We start from the raw sequence: 17,882 nt of genomic DNA on the forward strand, positions 1-17,882 counted from the left end.
CCATGAACCACGCTTTCTACATCTATGCGTCCTGGGGCGTGACGGTGGTCGCGCTGACCATCGTCACCGGATACTATTTCATCGAAAGCCGCCGGCTCCAGCGTGAGTTGAAGCGTCTTGAAACGATGGGCATTCGTCGTCGTTCGGAGCGGGCGGCACAGGGAGAAACAGCGTGAGTGCTGCGGATCAGGGTACAGGCCCGTCCGGGCGCGGGCGGCGTATCGTCGTCGCATTGCTGCCGCTGGCCGTGTTCATCGGGCTTGCCGGGGTTTTTGCCTACCAGCTAACCTCGGGCAAGGATAATTCCGTTATTCCGTCAGCATTGATTGGAAAGCCTGCTCCAGCGCTTGAACTAGAACCATTGTCCGGTGCCGTTCGCCGCGGTCAGCCGGTCCCGGCTCTGACGTCGTCTGCCATCAAGGGCAAGCTGACGCTCGTCAATGTCTGGGCATCCTGGTGCGTTCCCTGCCGTCAGGAGCATCCGATCATCCTCGGTCTGTCAGAAGATGACCGGCTCAACGTGGTTGGCATCAATTACAAGGACAAGAACGATGCGGCGCTCGCCTTTCTTGGCGAGCTCGGCAATCCATTCGGCGCGATCGGTGTCGACCCCAACGGAGCCGCAGCGATCGACTGGGGCGTGTATGGGATCCCGGAAAGCTTCCTCGTCAGCCCGACGGGCGAGATCCTCTACAAGCATGTCGGCCCCTTCGACGACAATTCCGTGCGCAACGAGTTGCTGCCGGCGATCGAAAAGGCCTTAAGGCAGTAAGTCTTTGAGGGCCCGGTTGCGGACCTGACTTCAGGTTGAAAAATGGTTGCATTGATCTCCTGACTGGTATCTCTATATGATACCAGTCAGGAGATTAGATGATCCGTTCTTTCAAGGGGCAAATGACTGCCTTGGTAGCGAAAGGGCAGATTGCCAAGGGTTTCCCCGCAAACGTCGTACGTTCTGCGCAACGTAAGCTAAAGATGCTTGATGAAGCGGGCGAAATTGCCGATCTTCTTTCTCCGCCGGGTAATCGGCTTGAAGCATTGAAAGGTGATCGCAAAGGACAATATTCAATTCGCATCAACGATCAATGGCGCACTTGTTTTGTTTGGACTGAAGACGGGCCGAGAGACGTGGAGATAGTCGATTACCATGTTTAGTGAAAAACAAGTCACGTTACGTTCGCTGCTCCCTGCCATTCATCCAGGTGAGATTCTTCGCGAAGAATATCTCGAACCTCTCAAGATGACGCCTTATGCACTGGCCAAGAAACTCAAGGTCCCGCGCACGCGCATCGAACGCATAGTGGCTGAAAAGATCGGGATCAGTGCAGATACCGCTTTGCGTCTTGGACGGTACTTCAAGACAACGCCGCAGTTCTGGCTGAACATGCAAACAAGCTACGATATCAAAATGGCGCAGGATGCGCTTGGCAAGGAGCTTCAGGCAATTCCGGAGATCGAAGTCGCAGCCTGAATGCCGTTACTGCCCGGGACTTTTCATTCAGTGCCTGTCTCGATCGAATGTTTCATGATCAGCGGCATCTGGCTGAGCGTGAAGAGGAAGGTGATCGGCATCGTGCCCCAGACCTTGAAGGTGACCCAGGCATCAGTTGAGAAATTTCGCCAGACCACTTCGTTCAGGACGGCAAGGAACAGGAAGAACAGGCCCCAGCGCAGTGTCAGCTTGTTCCAGCCGGTCGCATCAAGCTGGAAGGCCGAATTGAAGACATAGCCCAAGAGCGACTTGCCGAAGAACATGCCGCCCAGGAGCACGACACCGAACAGGCTGTTGATGATGGTTGGCTTCATCTTGATGAAAACCTCATCCTGAAGCCAGATCGACAGCGCCCCGAACACCAGCACGATGACGCCAGACACCATCGGCATCAGCGGCAGTTTGCCGGTCAGGATCTTCGAGGCGATCAGCGAGGCAACCGTCGCGGCCATGAAAAGCCCGGTGGCGATGAAAAGCGGGCCGCCGAGCGATGTCAGCGCCGGCAGGAGCTTCGTAAGCCTGTCGCCATAGGAATTGGCAAAGAAGAAGACGAGAAGCGGCCCAAGCTCAAGCGCCAGTTTCAGCGCCGGATTTTCCTTATGTTCGGCCGGTTGGCTCTGGCTGTCGCTGTTTCCGCTCATCTGGGACTGGTCCAATCACTACGCGGCACAAGGCCGATTTCGCCGCGCCATGGCGGCATTAGTTTATCTGTTCTCAGCCGAAAGGCCGGCAATCGCCTCGGCAAAATCCTGGGCGTCGAAGGGTTCTAGATCATCGATGCCTTCGCCAACGCCGATGAAATAGACCGGCAATTTGTGCCGGGCGGCGATCGATACCAGAATACCGCCGCGGGCAGTGCCGTCGAGCTTGGTCATCACAAGACCGGAGACACCGGCGATGTTGCGGAAGATCTCTACTTGGTTGAGCGCATTCTGGCCGGTTGTTGCATCGAGCGTCTGCAGCACCGTATGCGGGGCGTCCGGATCGAGCTTACCGAGCACGCGGACGATCTTCTCGAGCTCCGCCATCAGTTCGGTCTTGTTCTGCAGCCGACCGGCCGTGTCGATGATCAGCACGTCGCTGCCCTTGGCGCGCGCCTTTTCGAACGCATCGTAGGCGAGGCCCGCCGCATCGGCGCCGAGCTTGGTCGATACGATGTCCGATCCGGTCCGGTCAGCCCAGATATGCAGCTGTTCGATGGCCGCGGCGCGGAACGTATCGCCGGCCGCCAGCATGACCTTGAGGCCCGAGCGCGACAGTTTCGCCGCCAGCTTGCCGATGGTCGTCGTCTTGCCGGTGCCATTGACACCGACAACGAGGATGACATGCGGCTTGTGATTGAGATCGAGTTCCAGCGGACGGGCAACCGGCTGCAGGACCTTGCCGATTTCGCTGGCCATGATGCGGGCGACATCGGTGCCGCTCACATCCTTGCCATAACGTTCCGCGGCCAGCGTGTCGGAAATCCGCATGGCCGTTTCGACGCCAAGATCGGCCTGGATCAACAGATCTTCAAGCTCCTGCAACGTGTCGTCATCCAGCTTTCGCTTGGTGAAGAGGCTGGCGATCTGGGCGCCGAGCTGGGCGGAGGAACGGGCAAGCCCCTGTCGCAAACGCTGCAGCCAGGAGAGTTTCCTGGCCGGCTCTTCCGCAACCGGTTCCGGTTCTTTCGATCCGGTCGAAAAGGCGAAACCTTCGGGTGCGCTCGGCCGCTCGCCTGGCGTAATGCCGGCAACCGGCTCGCGTTCTGCAACTGGCGGGTTCTCGTCGGTCTCGGCCTGTTCCGGCAGGGCTTCGAGCACGGTCTCGGTCATGTCGAGATCGGTCTGCGCTATCTCATCGCCGTCTGCCTCCGCCTCGTTGGCAATGGTCTGGGGATGGTGCTGCTGGCTCTCATCGGCAATCGGCGGTTCGCCGCCGAATTCGGCTTCCAGCGGTTCCGGTGTTGAGAGCGCCTCGGTCGTTTCCGCAGTGAATTCCGGCGCGCCGTCGTTCTCCGGCACTGCCGGTGCCTCATTGCCGGGCGAGGGCTCGTCCTTGCCGAAGGAAAAGATCTTTTTGATGAAGCCGAGCGCCATTACTTTTCGTCCTCAGTCTCAGGCCGCGCTCTGGTGGGCAAAGCGGGCGAGAAGGTGTCTGCCATTGTGGCCGGTAATGGCCGCTTCCGTCAGCGTCCCGGCGGCCAGGCCCTTGGCCTCCACCAGGGTGAAGTTTTCCGTATGCGCCAAACCGCTGTTTTCGACAAGCACCATCTGGCGTGAACCGATCATGCTCTGCAGATGGGCATGATGGAGCCGTTCGCCAAGGGCGCGCAGTGTTGCGGCCCGTTCCTTGATCACGCCACGGTCGAGTTGCGGCATGCGGGCTGCCGGTGTGCCCGGACGCGGCGAATAGGGAAAGACATGCAGTCTGGTAATGTTGCAGGTCTCCACCAGCCGGACCGAGTTTTCGAACATCGCCTCGGTTTCGGTCGGAAAGCCGGCGATGATGTCCGCGCCAAAGGTCATGTCCGGACGAAGCATCCTGGCCCGTTCGACAAATTTGACCGCGTCGTCATGAGAATGGCGCCGCTTCATGCGCTTGAGGATCAGGTCATCGCCATGCTGCAGCGATAGATGCAGATGCGGCATGAACCGTTGTTCTTCTGCGATCAGCGCCCAGAGGTAATCATCGGCCTCGACACTGTCGATCGATGACAATCTGAGGCGTGCGATCTCCGGGACATGGTCGAGAATGGCGCGCGCCAGTTGCCCGAGCGATTGCCGGCCGGGCAGGTCGGCACCATAACTCGTGGCATCGACACCGGTGAGGACGATTTCGCGGTAGCCGTTTTCGGCGAGATGACGGGCTTGTTCGACTACCGCACCCATCGGCACCGATCGCGAATTGCCGCGTCCATAGGGAATGATGCAGAAGGTACAGCGATGGTCGCAACCATTCTGGACCTGGATGAAGGCGCGCACATGCCCGTCGATCACATCAACCATCTGGGGCGCGGTGGCGCGGATGCTCATGATATCGTTGACGCGCAGCTTTTCCTCGGCCGCAACGCCGAAATCCGGGATCGCGCGGTAGGATTGGGCCGTGAGCTTTTCCTCGTTACCGAGCACGGCATCCACCTCTGCCATCGCGGCAAAGCCGGCGCCGTCCGTCTGGGCGCCGCAACCGGTAACGATGATGCGCCGGTCGGGATCTTCGCGCCGGGCACGACGGATGGCCTGACGCGCCTGCCGCATCGCTTCGCCCGTGACGGCACAGGTATTGAAGATCAGGGCGTTCTCCAACCCTGCCTTGCCGGCCTCGGCCTTGATGATCTCGGATTCATAGATGTTGAGACGACAGCCGAAGGTGATGACTTCGACATCCTTCACCGCGCCACAGCCTCGCTCTGGTCGCGGCGGTAGCTTCCGGTGGCCGGATCAAGAAGCCCCGACCATTCCCATTCGGCGGGGCCGGTCATCACCACATGGTCGTCCTGGCGCCAGTCGATCATGAGATGGCCGCCGCTCGGCATTGTCACAGTCACCTGCCGTCCGGTGCGGCCTGTCCGTGCGGCTGAAACAGCGGTCGCACAGGCGGCAGAGCCGCAGGCGAGCGTCAGGCCAGCGCCGCGCTCCCAGGTCCTGAGATCGAGCGCTTCGCGCGAGCGGACATGGGCAATCGAGATATTGGCGCGTTCCGGGAACATCGGATGATTTTCGAGCAAAGGTCCGAAACGACCGAGGTCATAGTCCCAGACATCCTTGTCGACCCAGAAGATCGCATGCGGATTGCCCATCGATGCGACTGAAGGCGAATGCAGCACCGGTGCATCGATCGGCCCGATCTGCAATTCAATGCGGCTCGTATCGTGGAACTCTTCCGACAGAGGAATGCGGTTCCATTCGAAAACCGGCTTGCCCATATCGACCGAGATCAGCCCATCCTCATGTTCCTCGGCATTGAGAACTCCGGCAATCGTGAGGAAAGTGAAACGCTTGCGTCCGGTTTCGGCGGCGAGCGCCTGCACCACGCAACGGGTGCCGTTGCCACAGGCCTGCGCGAGCGAGCCATCGCAATTGATGATGTCGATCCAGGCATCGGTGCCTTCCGCGCGCGGATCGTAGATCGCCATGATCTGATCGAAGCTGGTCTCGGGTTGGCTGGCCAGTGCGATCGCCGCTGCCGGGGCGACCTTGTCCTTGCGGCCGCGCATATCCACGACCAGGATCTTGTTTCCCAGTCCGTTCATCTTGGCGAATTGCGCAGTCTCGGCCATCTCGTGTCCAGTCGTCAGAATTTCGCCTGTATATGGAGCAAAAGGCGCCCGATTTCCAGTGTTTTCCGGCCTAGAGGGCGGGTATATCCAGCCACTCGCCCGGATGCATTGCGCGAAACCGTTCGACTTCGACACCATGGTGGCTCAGGGCTCTTGCGAGCGCGGCACGCGGCTCGTCCCAGGGCTCATTGGTGAGGCGGAAGGTTCCCCAATGGTGGCCAACGGCATGGGCGGCATTGCAGAGTTTCATTCCCTGGACGGCCTCATCCGGATTCTGGTGCTGCCCCTGCATGAACCAGCGGGGTTCGTAGGCGCCGATGGGAAGAATCGCCAGCCGGAAGCCACCATGTTTCTCCGCTGCGGCGCGATAGTTGATGCCTTCGTGAAAACCGGTATCGCCGATATGATAGATGGAGCCATGAGGGGTTTCGATCACGAAGGCCGCCCACAGTGCCATGCGGCGATCGCGGGAGCCGCGCGCAGACCAATGATGGCACGGTTCGGTATGGATCGTGATGCGATCCATGAAACGGGTGGCGTCACCCCAGTCGGTGACGGTGATCGCCGCATCCGGTATCGCCTTGCGGATGATCGTGTCGTTGCCAAGCGGTGTGATGATCGGCGCCTTGTGCCGCGCCTGCAGTTTCTTCAGAGTCGCGACGTCGAGATGATCATAATGGTTGTGCGTCACCAGAACGAGGTCGATCGGCGGCAGATCATCGAAGGCAATTCCCGGCGGATTGAAGCGCTTCGGTCCGGCAAAGGCGAAGGGGCTGACACGGTTTGACCAGACCGGATCGGTGAGGATGTTGAGGCCAGCCGTCTGGATCAGCAGACTGGCGTGGCCGATCATCGTGACCCTGAGGTTAGCCGCATCTAGCCGGCTTTCCGGTTTGGAATTTGGAAAGGGGCTATCGATCCGCGACGGCCATTTCGTGCCTCGATCACCAAATTGCCATTTGAGGAGATCGCGAAAACCGGCTGGTCGAATCCCGCCCGGGTTGAAGAAGCGGGTGCCGTTGTAATGGTCGGTTTTCGGCCCTTGATAATATGGGTTGCGGACGGTCTCGTTTGTCATGGGCTGGCGTCGACTTTCTCGGAGTTGGCTGTCCCGCGATTGCGCGTCTTTTGGCCATATGGTACGCCGCCGGCTGTTTCCAATGGTGTCGCGCATGATTGAGTACGAAAACTTCATCTATCTGGATGTTTACAAGACGGGTAGTACTCATGTCGTCGATCTCCTGAAGCGGGTCACAGCGGGGCGCGCGGTCACGAAGAGCAGGCATTCTCCGTTGCGGCGCGGGCTGTTGAATTTTGGCAAGCCGGGCAAATTTACCTTCGCGACGGTCCGCAATCCGTGGGACTGGTATGTCTCGATGTGGGCCTATGGCCACACAACGGAAAACCCGCTCTACCAACATATTCTCGATGCGCTCGGGCCTGAGAGGCACGCCGCTCTTTACGATACCGACAATCCGAAAGCTGCATTCTCCGACTGGCTGCGGTCAATCCATGATCCCGCTTTTCTCGCCGTAGCGCTCAAGAAGTTCAGGTTGCCGCGCACCGGCTTGACCCCTTTCATGGGTTTCTACACTTATCGATTCATGAAAGTGACGTTGCCTTCGCCGGAAATCCTGCTGCGATGGCCTTTTGTCCGCTCGATGGATGGCGCGATCGCTTTTCAGAAGCGGTGGGCGATGTATGACAGCGTCCTCAAGACTGAAACACTTGATGACGATCTGCGCCGTCTGGCGGAAACGAATGGTCCGGCTCTCGGGTTCAAGCCCAATGCGGTGGCGATCATTGACCGAATGGCCGCCGATCACAAGAACCTGTCCAAACGTAGTCTTGCCTCTTACCGTGACTATTACAGCGATGAACTTCGCGATCTGGTTGCCCGTCGAGACCGGCTGGTGATCGATCTTTTCGGCTACAGTTTCTGAGCCGAAATGCTGCAAGGCTTGACATTGGCGGGCATTTGATGTTTACCCCCCGCCAATCTGCCCGTCCGTAACAGGTGACAGCAGCCGACCGGGACGCGTCTTGACGTCGATCCCGGAGGTCAACATCCGACAGCGCGTTGCGCCCTCGGGTGCTTTTCGGCTTATGCCCTTGTTTTCGGCGGCAAGGATACCGATGTTCCGGGAAACTCCCTGGGCAAGAGGATAAATGGATGTTTGAAAATCTCCAGGAGCGCTTGGGCGCCATTCTGAACGGGCTGACCGGCCGCGGTTCGCTTTCCGAGGCCGATGTCTCGGCGGCGCTGCGCGAGGTTCGCCGCGCGCTTCTGGAAGCCGACGTCGCACTCGAAGTGGTGCGCTCTTTCACCGATCGCGTTCGCGAGAAGGCCGTCGGCGCCGAAGTCTTGAAATCGATCAAGCCCGGCCAGATGGTCGTCAAGATCGTCCATGACGAACTGGTCGAGATGCTGGGCGCCGAAAGCTCGTCGGTCGATCTCAATGCCGCAGCTCCGGTCGTTATCATGATGGTCGGTCTGCAGGGTTCCGGTAAAACCACGACCACGGGCAAGATTGCGCTGCGCCTGACTAACCGCGAGCGCAAGAAGGTCCTGATGGCCTCGCTCGACACGCGCCGTCCTGCCGCACAGGAGCAGTTGCGCCAGCTGGGCGTTCAGACCGGCGTCGATACGCTGCCGATCATTGCCGGCCAGTCGCCGGTCGATATCGCCGCCCGCGCCGTTCAGGCTGCCAAGCTCGGCGGCCATGATGTCGTGATCCTCGACACCGCCGGTCGTACCCATATCGACGAGCCTCTGATGCTCGAGATGGCCGAGATCAAGCGCAAGTCCAATCCGCATGAAATCCTGCTGGTGGCCGATGCGCTGACCGGTCAGGATGCCGTCAATCTCGCCCGCAATTTCGATGATCGCGTCGGTATCACCGGTCTCGTGCTGACCCGCATGGACGGTGATGGCCGCGGCGGTGCAGCGCTTTCGATGCGTGCCGTCACCGGCAAGCCGGTGAAGCTCATCGGCGCCGGCGAAAAGATGACGGATCTGGATGAATTCCATCCGCGTCGTATCGCCGACCGCATACTCGGCATGGGCGACATCGTTTCGCTGGTCGAGAAGGCTGCCGAGACGATCGACGCCGAAAAGGCGGCGGCCATGGCCCAGAAGATGGCCAAGGGCAAGTTCGACCTCAACGATCTCGCCGAGCAGCTCAAGCAGATGCAGAAGATGGGTGGCATGGGCGGCATCATGGGGCTGATGCCCGGCATGAGCGGCATGAAGGACAAGCTGGCCGGCGCCGGCTTCGACGACAAGACCATCAAGCGCCAGATCGCCATCATCCAGTCGATGACCAAGGCCGAACGGCTCAATCCGGATCTTCTCAAACATTCACGCAAGAAGCGCATAGCAGCCGGTTCCGGTACGGATGCTGCGGAAATCAACAAGCTTCTCAAGATGCATCGCGGCATGGCCGACATGATGAAGGCAATGGGCGGCGGCAAGGGTGCCGGCCTGATGAAGCAGATGATGGGCGGCCTCGCCGGCAAGATGGGTCTTGGCGGCATGGGTGGAATGGGCGGCATGCCCGATCTTTCGAAGATGGATCCCAAGCAGCTTGAAGCGCTCGCCAAGCAGGCCGAAGCTGCTGGCCTGAAGCCGGGTGGTGGTCTTCCCGGTCTGGGTGCGCCCAAGCTGCCGGGTCTTGGCGGTGGTTTTCCGGGCCTTCCCGGCCTGCCGAAGAAGAAGTGAGGATGAGAAACCATGGTTGATCCGCAGATCAAGGCGGAACTCGCCCAGTATCGCCAGTCGATCGACAATATCGATGCGGCACTCGTCCATATGTTGGCCGAACGTTTTCGCTGCACCAAGGCGGTGGGTGTTCTCAAGGCCAAATACAGTCTCCCCCCGGCCGATCCGGCTCGGGAAGAATACCAGATCAGCCGTCTGCGCCAGTTGGCGCGGGATGCCGATCTCGATCCGGATTTCGCCGAGAAGTTTTTAAACTTCATCATCAAGGAAGTGATCCGGCATCACGAAGCCATCGCCGCCGATATGGCGGATTGAGAGAATACCGCCTCGCAATGAGGCGGCCCGAAACAGAAAACAGACACAGTGACCCAAGGAGAATAAGATGTCCCTGAAGATTCGTCTCGCCCGTGGTGGTTCCAAGAAGCGCCCGTACTACCATGTCGTCGTTGCCGACGCCCGTTCGCCGCGCGATGGCCGCTTCATCGAGAAGCTCGGTTCCTGGAACCCGATGCTCGGCAAGGATGATGCCAGCCGCGTGAGCCTGAACAACGAACGCATCCAGCATTGGATTGCTGCCGGCGCCCAGCCGACCGACCGCGTTCTGCGCTTCCTCGCCGACGCCGGCCTTGCCACTCGCGAAGCCCGCAACAACCCGGAAAAGGCTGCCCCGGGCAAGAAGGCCCAGGAACGTGCCAAGGAAAAGGCTGCCAAGGCTGCCGAAGCTGCTGCTGAATAATCCGTTTTCGACGGAATATGAGGGTCCCTCGTGCCGGTTCCGGCGCGGGGGACTTTCTTTTTTCCGGCAAAAATGAAAAGAACGGCCAGAGATTGTAAAGCGGACGATAGGCATGGTGGACGGAAAACCCCGAACCAAACTCGAAAATCCCGTATTGATGGGCGTGATCGGCGGAGCACAGGGCCTGCGCGGCGAAGTGCGGGTCAAATCCTTCACCGACGACGTCATGGCAATCTCCGACTATGGTACGCTCTATGATGCCGAGGGTCGCGCCTACGAGATCCTCGATGCGCGCGAGCACAAGAACATGGTGGTGATCCGTTTCCGCGGCATCAACGACCGCAATGCTGCAGAGGCATTGAATGGCCGCGAACTGTTCGTTGATCGCGACAGCCTTCCGGATGAGGAACTGGACGAAGAGGAATATTTCTACGCCGATCTCGAGGGGCTCGAAGCGCTCGATGCGGACGGTAATTCCTATGGCATCATTTCCGGTATCTTCGATTTCGGCGCCGGCGACATTCTCGAACTCACGCGGCCGGGCAAGCGCTCGCAGCTCATTCCCTTTTCCGAACAGTCGGTGCTTGAGATCGATTTCGAGGGCGGCACGATCCTGATCGATCCGATGGCGGCCGGTCTAATCGACACCGAAGAAAAACCCGGTGACGGGGACGAATAATGGCCTTCAAGGCTTCGGTGCTGACGCTTTATCCGGAGATGTTTCCGGGCTTCCTGGGTGAATCCCTGTCCGGCAAGGCGCTTGCGCGCGGCGATTGGGCGATCGAGACGGTGCAGATCCGCGATTTCGCCACCGATCGTCACCGGAGCGTCGATGATACGCCGGCTGGCGGCGGTGCCGGCATGGTGCTGAGGCCCGATGTGCTGGCCCGGGCAATCGATTCCATTGCTGACGATCCGCGTCCGCGCCTGTTGATGAGTCCGCGCGGTCGACCGCTCACCCAGGCGAAGGTTCGCGAACTGGCGGCTGGCGACGGTGTCGTCATCGTCTGCGGCCGCTTCGAGGGTGTCGACCAGCGCGTGATTGATGGACGCGCGCTTGAGGAAGTCTCGATCGGGGATTACATCCTGTCGGGCGGCGAACCGGCGGCGATGATCCTTCTCGACGCCATCGTGCGTGTTCTGCCCGGTGTCATGGGCAATCCGCAATCCGGAACCCATGAAAGTTTCGAGAATGGCCTGCTCGAACATCCGCATTACACGCGGCCGCAAGTATTCGAAGGGCAGGAGATCCCTGCGGTGCTAACGTCCGGAAACCACGCATTCATCGACAAATGGCGGCGAGAGCGATCACTTGAGTTGACCGCTGAACGCCGACCGGACTTGCTTCCTCAGCCTGTGACGAAGTAATAGATCGCCAGCCCAAGCCCGGCAGCGACCACGATCCAGCGCAAGAAGGCCTGTGGAGTTCTGCGGGCCGCATGGACGCCTGCCCAGCCTCCGAGTGCTACGCCCGGAATCATGATCAACGCATGCAGCCAGGATACGGCACCCGCCGTCGAAAAGACGATGATCGCGACCAGCGCGATGATGATCGACAGGAAATTTTTGAGCGCGTTGAGTCTGTGGTAATCGCCGCCGGTGGCAAGCCCGAGCGACGCCAGCATCATGATGCCCATGCCGGCGCCGAAGAAGCCACCATAAAAGGCTGTCAGCGTCTGGATGAAGAGGCCGAGCGGTGTGGCCGGGTGATCGCCGGTCTTCTTCGGCTTCAGCCAGGGGCCAGCGGCAAAGACGGCGGTTGCGGCAAGCAGCAGCCAGGGCACCAGCCGGCGGAACGAGGGATTGGAGAGCGACATGAGAAACAGGGCGCCGCACAGAGCCCCGACAATCGACACGATTGCCAATGCGACCGCGCCCTTCCAGAATTGGCGGATCTCCTTCAGATAGGCGAGCGAAGAGGAAATGTAGCCGGGGAACTGGATGATCGAAGAGGTTGCATTGGCTGTCACCGATGGCAGGCCGATGAGCGTCAGCACACCGAATGTCAGAAATGTGCCGCCGCCGGCGATGGCATTGATGGCGCCGGAAAGGAAGGCGGCGACGAACATGAGGGCGATGAGTGACAGCGACATGGTGTGATCCGGTGCTTGAGCAGGCTATCGGCTTATCTTTTCGGATCCCGGGTGGCAAGATATGAAGCTTTTGGCCGGTGAGGGGGTGACAAGGCCGCTTTGTTCATGTATGTCCGCGCGCGGAATGGGTCTATCCCATCAACCAGCAATGAATGACGGACGTATCCGCTCCAGTCGAAAGGCCGGACCCGAGGCTTTGATCCAAAGGTTCTCCGCGAGCGCTCTGGCTGTCGAACCACAAATGAGGTTGAAGACATGAATATCATCCAGCAGCTGGAAGCCGAACAGGCCGCCAAGATCGCCGCCAAGCGCACCCTTCCGGATTTCTCCCCGGGCGATACCGTTCGCGTCAACGTCCGCGTTGTCGAAGGTACGCGTACCCGCGTGCAGGCCTATGAAGGCGTCTGCATCGCTCGCTCCGGCTCGGGCCTGAACGAAAGCTTCACGGTTCGCAAGATCTCCTACGGTGAAGGCGTCGAGCGCGTGTTCCCGGTTTTCTCGCCGCTCGTCGAAGGCGTTGAAGTCGTTCGTCGTGGTAAGGTCCGTCGCGCCAAGCTTTACTACCTGCGCGACCTGCGCGGCAAGAAGGCCCGCATCATCGAGAACACCAACACCCGTGCCCGCAAGCTCAATGAAGGCGAGCGTCAGGCTGCCCAGGCCGAGAAGGCTCGCATCGAAGCTGAAAAGATCGCTGCCGCCCAGGCTCTGGCTGCCGAAAAGGCCGCTGCTGAAGCTGCTGCAGCCGCAGCTGCTGAAGCCAAGACCGAAGAATAAGGTCAACCGGTCTTCCGGTTCGAAAGGCGGCATCTCCGGGTGCCGCCTTTTTCTTTTCCGCTTTCAGAGCGTTCGTTCATGGCGCAGGGAGGCCGACTTGAATACGAGGCCCATTATCCAGGACCAGCAGCTTGATCGTGGTGCCGTTGGTGATCTGAGCCTTCGCTTTGGGGGTGTCGAACTCCTCAATTGCGATCTCGACGGTGTCGATCTTTCTGACCTGTCGCTTGTGAACTGGCAATTTCGCGATTGTCATTTCAAGCAGACGCGGTTTAACGGTGCCCGGCTTGAGGATGCCTCTTTTACCGGTTGTCGCGGCGCGTTTGCCAATTTCATGGGAGCGGATCTGTCTGAAAGCCGCTTCGAGAGTTCGGATTTCAACAATTCGAGCTTCATCGGTGCATCATTGAACGGCGCTGCGTTTCGCGATTGCAAATTGACCGGCGCGGACTTCACCGAAACCAAGTCTCTTTCCGCCAGCTTCGCCGCAACGCTTCTGAACAATGCGCGACTGATCGGTTTCAATTTCCGCAAGGATGTGATCGACAGGGTCGATTTCGGCAATGCGGATCTCGTTCGCTGCGATTTCCGCGATGCGATCTTCAAACAATCCAGTCTCAAGGATGCAAACCTGACAGATTGCCGTTTCGACGGAGCCGATCTCAGAGGCGCCGATCTTGGCGGTATCCGCCTCAACGATGCCTGTCGTTTCAGGGGTGCTACGATTTCGCGGGATCAGGCAAGCCAGCTCCTGGCCGAACTCGGCCTGAAGGTGCGGTAGGCTCAACAAAAGCGAGCATAAAAAAGCCCGGACGAGCCGGGCTTTCAAAACAGTCGCTATCGGTCGGCTCAGATGCCGAGGCCCGAGAAGCGCTTGTTGAACTTCGAGACGCGGCCGCCGCGGTCCATCAGCTGCTGGTTGCCGCCGGTCCATGCCGGATGCGACTTGGAATCGATTTCGAGGTTCATGGTCTGGCCTTCGGAACCCCAGGTCGAGCGGGTCATATATTCGGTGCCATCGGTCATGACCACTTTGATCATGTGGTAGTCGGGATGAATTTGGGCTTTCATGACATTGTCCTGCAGAGGTCAGTGGTCTTTTGCCGCATGGCTTGCAGCTTCGGAGCCAAACGAATACATGAAGCCGCATTCCGTTTTGGCATACGGCTCCGTTTGATGGCGAGGCCTATACATGAAGCGGCCCATGATAACAAGTGCCTGCGGTCAGGATTCCTCGCGGGTTGACGTCAAACTGGAGGCGATCGCCGGTGTCGGAAGAAAACAAAGGGTCGGGCGGCAACAAGTTCCGCCCGTTGACGAAACTGTTCCCCTATATTCTGCGATATCGCAAGCTGGTCGCCGGTGCGATCGTCGCTCTGGTGATTGCGGCCTCCACCACGCTGATCCTGCCGCTCGCCGTAAGGCGCATGATCGACCATGGGTTCACCCATTCCGATTCCAGCTTCATCAATACCTATTTCATGATGTTGATGGCGCTTGCGGTGGTGTTGGCACTTGCTTCGGCCCTGCGATACTATTTCGTCATCACGCTCGGCGAACGTATCGTGGCGGATCTCCGGCGCGATGTCTTTGCCCATGTGACCCGTCTCTCGCCCGCCTTTTTCGACGTCAACCAGACCGGTGAGATCGTGTCGCGTCTCACCGCAGATACCGTGCAGATCAAATCCGCTGTCGGCGCATCGGCCTCGCTTGCGCTACGCAATCTCATTCTCTGTCTCGGCGCCATGGCGATGATGGTCTATACCAGCCCCAAACTGTCCGGGCTGGTGTTGATCGCGCTGCCGCTGATCGTTTTCCCACTGGTGGGCTTTGGTCGATCGGTGCGCAAGCGTTCGCGCACCGCCCAGGATCAGCTCGCTGCAGCAACGGCCTATGCATCCGAAGCGATCGGTGCGATCCGTACGGTCCAGGCATTCAATGCCGGTGAACTGGCGCGCGGCCGGTTCGGGCAGGCAGCCGAAGTAGCGTTCGATGCTGCGCGTGCATCCACCCGCCAGAGGGCTTTCCTCACCGCCTTTGCCATTACCATGGTGTTCGGATCGGTCGTGGCGGTGCTGTGGTACGGCGCGCAAAGCGTTCTCGCAGGCACGATGAGCGGCGGTACGCTCGGCCAGTTCCTGCTCTATTCGGTCATGGCAGCAGGTGCGTTGGGGGCCCTGTCTGAAGTCTGGAGCGAAATCAGCCATGCGTCGGGTGCTGCATCCCGCCTCGTTGAGCTTCTGGCCGAAGTGCCGGCCATCCGAGCGCCGGCGGCACCGGTGCGGCTGCCCGAGCCGCCGCTCGGCAAGGTGGAGTTTGCTGGCGTCAATTTCGCCTATCCGACTCGCCCTACCGTCAGCGCTCTCAACGGTCTCACCATGACCATCAAGCCCGGCGAGCGCGTCGCCGTTGTCGGTTCGTCCGGCGCCGGCAAGAGCACGCTGTTTGCGTTGATCCTGCGCTACTACGATCCTGTCTCCGGTCAGGTGCTGATTGACGGTGTGGATGTCGCCCAGGCCGATCCGGAAGATCTCCGCGCCCGCATTGCCATCGTACCCCAGGATGTCAATATTTTCGCCGCCTCCATCCATGACAACATTGCCTTTGGCGCTACCGGTGCCACGCGCGCCGATGTCGAGGCTGCGGCGCGCGCTGCCCATGCGGAGGAGTTCATTCTCCGGCTGGAAAATGGGTTCGATACGGAAGTGGGCGAGCGCGGCATCATGTTGTCGGGCGGCCAGCGCCAGCGGATCGCGATTGCCCGCGCGATCCTGCGCAATGCGCCGATCCTGTTGCTTGACGAGGCCACCTCGGCGCTCGACGCCGAAAGCGAGACGCTGGTGCAGACGGCGCTCGATACGCTGATGGCGGGTCGTACCACCATTGTTATTGCACATCGCCTGGCGACGGTTCTCAAGGCCGACCGTATCCTCGTCATGGATCAGGGTCGCGTGGTTGAGGAGGGCACCCACCAGAGCCTGGTGGAAAAGGGCGGCATCTATGCCCGCCTTGCCCATCTGCAGTTCAATGCGGCGCGGGAGGAGCGGCTTCTCGCCGAATAGGCGAGAGTGCTCCCCTTTAGGGACGAGGCCGCTCAGCGGCCGACGCTGCGGCCCGCATTGCGGCCAGAGAAGATACAGCCGCCGAGGAACGTTCCCTCAAGCGCATTGTAGCCATGGACGCCGCCGCCGCCGAAGCCCGCCGCTTCGCCGGCTGCCCAGAGGCCGGGAACCGGGTTTCCGGTTCCATCGAGCACGCGTGATTCAAGATCGGTATGCAATCCGCCCAAGGTTTTGCGAGTCAGGATGTTGAGCTTGACCGCAATCAGCGGGCCGGCTGACGGATCGAGAATACGGTGCGGCTTGGCAGTCCGCATGATCTTGTCGCCAAGATAGTTCCGCGCGCCACGGATCGCGGTCACCTGCGCATCCTTGCTGAACCTGTTGTCGATCTCGCGATCGCGCGCTTCGATCTGGGTACGGATCTTTCCTGCATCGAGCGGCCTGACATCAGGCAATGCGTTCATGCCCGCCACCAGATCCTCAAGCCGATCGCGAACGATGAAATCGGCTCCCTTGTCCATGAAGGCCTGCACAGGCGGCGCCGGGTTCTTGCCGAGCCGTTTCATCAACAGGCCGATATCCTTGCCGGTCAGATCGGGGTTCTGTTCCGAGCCGGACAGGGCAAATTCCTTCTTGATGATGGCCTTGGTGAGGATGAACCAGGAATAGTCATATCCGGTCGCCATGATCGCCTTCAGCGTTCCAAGCGTATCGAAACCCGGCAGGTAAGGTGCAGGGAAGCGATTACCCTCGGCATCGAACCAGAGCGAGGATGGTCCCGGCAGAATGCGGATACCGTGATTGGGCCAGATCGGATCCCAGTTCCGCAGGCCTTCGGTATAGTGCCACATCCGGTCGGAATTGATGATGGCGCCACCGGCGGCTTCCGTGATGGCCAGCATGCGGCCATCGACATGGGCCGGAACGCCGGCGACCATGAAACCAGGCGGCTTGCCCAGACGTTCGACCGGCCAGTTCCTGCGCACCAGATCATGGTTGCCGCCGATGCCACCGGAAGCAACGATCACGGCACCGGCAGAAAGATCAAAGGCGCCGATCACATCGCGGCTGCTCTTCTGGCCCCGCGCGACCGGATCCGCCTTGAGGATCGAACCCGTCGCACCGGTGACCGTGCCGTTCGTCACGGTCAAGCCGTCGACCTGATGGCGAAAACGGAACTCGACCCGGCCGTTGGCTTCATGATCTTTTAGCCGGCGAATGAATGGGGCCAACACCCCCGGGCCCGTGCCCCAGGTGACGTGGAAGCGCGGTACCGAATTGCCATGGCCGCTGGCCAGCGCGCCGCCGCGTTCGGCCCAGCCAACCACCGGGAACCAACGCATGCCTTGCTGGTGCAGCCAGCTACGTTTCTCACCGGCTGCAAAATCGAGATAGGCTTCGGCCCAGAGGCGTGGCCAATGATCCTCGGCACGGTCGAAGGCGGCCGATCCCATCCAGTCCTGGCGGGCAAGCGCCAGAGTATCGCGGATGCGCATGCGCCGCTGCTCGGGACTGTCGACAAAGAAAAGTCCGCCCAGCGACCAGAAGGCCTGGCCGCCGAGATTCTGCTCGCCTTCCTGGTCGAGCACGATGACTTTCAGATTTCGGTCGGCAGCTTCTGCTGCTGCCACGAGGCCGGCCAGTCCGCCGCCGATGACGAGAACATCACAATCCACCAGCAATTCCTCCCATTTCCGCAACCATTTTATGGAAGCGGATTGGGAAGGCAATCACTCGATATGCGAA

General features: G+C 60.1%; 21 protein-coding genes. 13 read left to right on the forward strand and 8 right to left on the reverse strand.

Annotation, left to right across the window (positions count from 1 at the left end; translation table 11 throughout):
- Positions 1-2 precede the first annotated feature (2 nt).
- The 4 genes from ccmD to Q4481_RS13310 all read left to right on the forward strand — a co-directional run bounded on the left by ccmD (position 3) and on the right by Q4481_RS13310 (position 1,471).
- Positions 3-176 (forward strand): heme exporter protein CcmD, encoded by a 174-nt coding sequence (gene ccmD, locus Q4481_RS13295; protein WP_304376856.1) that lies wholly within the window; start codon positions 3-5, stop codon positions 174-176.
- On the forward strand, positions 173-772 hold the full coding sequence (locus Q4481_RS13300; protein WP_304376857.1) for a DsbE family thiol:disulfide interchange protein: 600 nt from the start codon (positions 173-175) through the stop codon (positions 770-772). Before ccmD ends, Q4481_RS13300 begins: the two co-directional genes overlap by 4 nt.
- Positions 773-870: 98 nt before the next feature.
- Positions 871-1,155 (forward strand): type II toxin-antitoxin system RelE/ParE family toxin, encoded by a 285-nt coding sequence (locus tag Q4481_RS13305; protein ID WP_304376858.1) that lies wholly within the window; start codon positions 871-873, stop codon positions 1,153-1,155.
- Positions 1,148-1,471 carry a HigA family addiction module antitoxin gene (locus tag Q4481_RS13310; protein WP_304376859.1) on the forward strand — a complete coding sequence of 108 codons (324 nt, stop codon included), beginning with the start codon at positions 1,148-1,150 and terminating at the stop codon, positions 1,469-1,471. Before Q4481_RS13305 ends, Q4481_RS13310 begins: the two co-directional genes overlap by 8 nt.
- 23 nt (positions 1,472-1,494) lie before the next feature.
- Here the strand turns inward: Q4481_RS13310 and Q4481_RS13315 are convergent, their stop codons facing one another.
- The 5 genes from Q4481_RS13315 to Q4481_RS13335 form a co-directional block, all read right to left on the reverse strand.
- Positions 1,495-2,133 (reverse strand): septation protein A, encoded by a 639-nt coding sequence (locus Q4481_RS13315; RefSeq protein ID WP_304376860.1) that lies wholly within the window; start codon positions 2,131-2,133, stop codon positions 1,495-1,497.
- A 63-nt stretch (positions 2,134-2,196) separates the two neighbouring features.
- On the reverse strand, positions 2,197-3,570 hold the full coding sequence (ftsY, locus tag Q4481_RS13320) for a signal recognition particle-docking protein FtsY (RefSeq protein WP_304376861.1): 1,374 nt from the start codon (positions 3,568-3,570) through the stop codon (positions 2,197-2,199).
- A gap of 18 nt (positions 3,571-3,588) precedes the next feature.
- Complete coding sequence (gene mtaB / locus Q4481_RS13325; protein ID WP_304376862.1) at positions 3,589-4,863, reverse strand: tRNA (N(6)-L-threonylcarbamoyladenosine(37)-C(2))-methylthiotransferase MtaB; 1,275 nt, start codon at positions 4,861-4,863, stop codon at positions 3,589-3,591.
- Entirely contained in the window at positions 4,860-5,750 is an 891-nt protein-coding gene (dapF, locus tag Q4481_RS13330; protein ID WP_304376863.1) for a diaminopimelate epimerase, read from the reverse strand. Before dapF ends, mtaB begins: the two co-directional genes overlap by 4 nt.
- A gap of 70 nt (positions 5,751-5,820) precedes the next feature.
- On the reverse strand, positions 5,821-6,828 hold the full coding sequence (locus tag Q4481_RS13335; protein ID WP_304376864.1) for an MBL fold metallo-hydrolase: 1,008 nt from the start codon (positions 6,826-6,828) through the stop codon (positions 5,821-5,823).
- Positions 6,829-6,910: 82 nt separating this feature from the next.
- On the opposite strand from Q4481_RS13335, the gene Q4481_RS13340 reads away from it, so the two are divergent.
- The 6 genes from Q4481_RS13340 (at position 6,911) to trmD (ending at position 11,575) form a co-directional block, all read left to right on the forward strand.
- Positions 6,911-7,693: a sulfotransferase family 2 domain-containing protein gene (locus tag Q4481_RS13340; RefSeq protein WP_304376865.1), complete on the forward strand. Its 783-nt coding sequence runs from the start codon at positions 6,911-6,913 to the stop codon at positions 7,691-7,693.
- A 230-nt stretch (positions 7,694-7,923) separates the two neighbouring features.
- Positions 7,924-9,471 (forward strand): signal recognition particle protein, encoded by a 1,548-nt coding sequence (gene ffh / locus Q4481_RS13345; RefSeq protein ID WP_304376866.1) that lies wholly within the window; start codon positions 7,924-7,926, stop codon positions 9,469-9,471.
- A 12-nt stretch (positions 9,472-9,483) separates the two neighbouring features.
- A complete protein-coding gene (locus Q4481_RS13350; RefSeq protein ID WP_304376867.1) occupies positions 9,484-9,786 on the forward strand; it encodes a chorismate mutase in 303 nt (100 codons plus the stop codon).
- A gap of 67 nt (positions 9,787-9,853) precedes the next feature.
- The gene (rpsP, locus tag Q4481_RS13355; protein ID WP_304376868.1) at positions 9,854-10,207 is read left to right on the forward strand and encodes a 30S ribosomal protein S16; all 354 of its coding nucleotides are present in this window, start codon (positions 9,854-9,856) and stop codon (positions 10,205-10,207) included.
- 112 nt (positions 10,208-10,319) lie between these two features.
- The gene (rimM, locus tag Q4481_RS13360; protein WP_304376869.1) at positions 10,320-10,886 is read left to right on the forward strand and encodes a ribosome maturation factor RimM; all 567 of its coding nucleotides are present in this window, start codon (positions 10,320-10,322) and stop codon (positions 10,884-10,886) included.
- Entirely contained in the window at positions 10,886-11,575 is a 690-nt protein-coding gene (gene trmD / locus Q4481_RS13365; protein ID WP_304376870.1) for a tRNA (guanosine(37)-N1)-methyltransferase TrmD, read from the forward strand. Before rimM ends, trmD begins: the two co-directional genes overlap by 1 nt.
- Here trmD and Q4481_RS13370 read toward each other — a convergent pair.
- The gene (locus Q4481_RS13370) at positions 11,557-12,300 is read right to left on the reverse strand and encodes a sulfite exporter TauE/SafE family protein (protein ID WP_304376871.1); all 744 of its coding nucleotides are present in this window, start codon (positions 12,298-12,300) and stop codon (positions 11,557-11,559) included. The two genes, trmD and Q4481_RS13370, sit on opposite strands and share 19 nt — an antisense overlap.
- 255 nt (positions 12,301-12,555) lie before the next feature.
- On the opposite strand from Q4481_RS13370, the gene rplS reads away from it, so the two are divergent.
- A complete protein-coding gene (gene rplS / locus Q4481_RS13375; RefSeq protein WP_304376872.1) occupies positions 12,556-13,074 on the forward strand; it encodes a 50S ribosomal protein L19 in 519 nt (172 codons plus the stop codon).
- A gap of 97 nt (positions 13,075-13,171) precedes the next feature.
- Positions 13,172-13,855 carry a pentapeptide repeat-containing protein gene (locus Q4481_RS13380; RefSeq protein ID WP_304376873.1) on the forward strand — a complete coding sequence of 228 codons (684 nt, stop codon included), beginning with the start codon at positions 13,172-13,174 and terminating at the stop codon, positions 13,853-13,855.
- A gap of 68 nt (positions 13,856-13,923) precedes the next feature.
- Here the strand turns inward: Q4481_RS13380 and rpmE are convergent, their stop codons facing one another.
- Positions 13,924-14,145 carry a 50S ribosomal protein L31 gene (rpmE, locus tag Q4481_RS13385; protein ID WP_304376874.1) on the reverse strand — a complete coding sequence of 74 codons (222 nt, stop codon included), beginning with the start codon at positions 14,143-14,145 and terminating at the stop codon, positions 13,924-13,926.
- Positions 14,146-14,342: 197 nt separating this feature from the next.
- Here rpmE and Q4481_RS13390 point away from each other — a divergent pair, with 197 nt between their 5' ends.
- Positions 14,343-16,136 carry an ABC transporter transmembrane domain-containing protein gene (locus tag Q4481_RS13390; protein WP_304376875.1) on the forward strand — a complete coding sequence of 598 codons (1,794 nt, stop codon included), beginning with the start codon at positions 14,343-14,345 and terminating at the stop codon, positions 16,134-16,136.
- 32 nt (positions 16,137-16,168) lie between these two features.
- On the opposite strand, the gene Q4481_RS13395 is transcribed toward Q4481_RS13390, so the two are convergent.
- The gene (locus tag Q4481_RS13395; RefSeq protein ID WP_377353798.1) at positions 16,169-17,812 is read right to left on the reverse strand and encodes an FAD-binding dehydrogenase; all 1,644 of its coding nucleotides are present in this window, start codon (positions 17,810-17,812) and stop codon (positions 16,169-16,171) included.
- Positions 17,813-17,882 lie beyond the last annotated feature (70 nt).

This window comes from Fluviirhizobium alvei, from assembly GCF_030551875.1.
GTDB classification, from domain to species: domain Bacteria; phylum Pseudomonadota; class Alphaproteobacteria; order Rhizobiales; family Rhizobiaceae; genus Rhizobium_E; species Rhizobium_E alvei.